Origin of the sequence: aff. Roholtiella sp. LEGE 12411 (genome assembly GCF_015206995.1) — a bacterium.
Lineage (GTDB): Bacteria > Cyanobacteriota > Cyanobacteriia > Cyanobacteriales > Nostocaceae > Komarekiella.
Genome location: NZ_JADEXR010000299.1, coordinates 1 through 1,810 on the forward strand (window position 1 = coordinate 1; position 1,810 = coordinate 1,810).

The window sequence follows — 1,810 nt, forward strand, 5'->3', positions numbered from 1 at the left end:
TAGGGGAAACGCACCTTATTTACTAATAAAAACTAAGAGAGATTTCAAAATGACATAGATAAGTGTAAAAATTCCTAAAATGATAAATAAAATGAATGAAGTATTCTGAAAAATATGAATTAGATTATCTGAAACTAAATGATTATTTATTGATACTAAAATAACTCGATATTCGAGTTTATAAAAGTGTGTTTATCTAGAGGAAAACTGAATTTATTCCTAAAGATTCAAATTTAATTTATGATATATTAGTTTATGCTAATGCTAAAACTCTTGCTAAATAATTGTTATCCAGCCCAGCGAGAAACTGTTTATTTTTTATTCCACGTTTGACGCGCTTCTCTTGACCTAAAAGGTTGACTGCAATATGTCTGAGAATTGCAAAATTCTGTGGAGCATTATCTTTTCTAATTCGACAGTCATCTTCTTTCAAAGCGACATCCAATATCCAATGTAATGAATTCTCAATTCCCCAATGACTGCGAATAGAATTACCAAACTGTTTAGCATTTGACTCAAGGCTACTGATAAAATAATGGGTTTCAACCGTTGTTTCACCATTTAATGAACGGACGGATTCTACCATCCCAACACTATTAAAATTTGACCAAACTGAATCTGGGTTAAGCCGAGACTGAATTTGAGATAACATTACGTAATTGCGGATTTCATGACGACCATGCCCTGCTTCTTCTGTCTTATATGTGCTATGTTCAATCCCATCAAAATCTGTCGCTATCCCTGAAGAGAAGAGTTTTTCGACTTCATCATGAAGATTTCCTTGATTCTTCTTTAACGCAATTACATAATCGGCATTTTGCGATGTGATTAATTTTACGATTTCTTTCTGGCAACCAATTGCATCAATTGTCACAATACATCCAGATAGTTCTAAGACCTTTAATAATTCTGGAATTGCTGTAATCTCATTTGATTTCTCATTTACTTTCACTTGTCCCAAAACTAATTTATTCGTAGTTGCCCAGGCGCTTACCATTATAATTGCGCTTTGGTCACTACTATTATCATAAGAACCACGTAAGGTTTTCCCATCAAGCGCAACCACTTCCCCAGAAGTTATCTTCTGTATTGATTTCATCCAACAAAGAAAACATTCTTGAAACTGTTGAGGATTTATTTGTGCAAAAACTCGTGCAAATGTATCGTGGGATGGAATGCCATTTGGTAATTCTAAAAATGTTTTTAGCCACTCATATTTCGCACAGCCATACGTCTCGATTGCCGTCCAACCATCCGCTCCACAAATCACTGCACATACGGCAATGGTCATGATATCAATTAAATTGTGTCGTTTAGTGCGGTCAATTCGTGGGTCTTCTATCCCCAAAAAATGATCAGCAATCGTGATTTTTGGTTTTAGCTTCATCTTATGAGATGGGAGAATGTAATTCTTCTTTCTGATAAATGTGAGAATACCACGTTCTCTGACAGGCAGCCGTCCTGACTCTTCACGCCATCTGTAATAAGCACTTTGAAGAGTTTTCGATGGCGTAACCGCCCAACGCGCTAGCGATCGCATAAATTGAGTTTTTCTTTGCGCTGATCTTCTCGTGATTCCTGGTCATTAATCTAAGACTATTGAGAATCAGACTGTGAGAAAACCTACGCTAGAAGAGTGGAGAACTGACTGTGAAAATTCAGGCAGCCATCGGCTGCCTCTAACTCCCCTCCTAATGATTATCATTTTCACACTCAGTGAGATTTAATTTCCTCAAAGCCTTATGTAGTTTGAATCTTGGTGTATTTCATCCTGATTCAGGCTTGTCAATATTTAGATGCGTTTGCCCTG

1 protein-coding gene is annotated in these 1,810 nt (G+C 36.5%); it reads right to left on the minus strand.

The annotated features are described in order from the left end of the window. Positions 1 to 253 precede the first annotated feature (253 nt). Positions 254 to 1,387, minus strand: coding sequence for an ISAs1 family transposase (locus IQ246_RS29515; RefSeq protein WP_194006826.1), 1,134 nt, complete (start codon positions 1,385 to 1,387; stop codon positions 254 to 256). Positions 1,388 to 1,810 lie beyond the last annotated feature (423 nt).

What these genes read in the sequence shown, in the direction of transcription:
- IQ246_RS29515 (WP_194006826.1), bottom strand. Translation starts at nt 1,387, where the DNA reads ATGAAGCTAAAACCAAAAATCACGATTGCTGATCATTTTTTGGGGATA.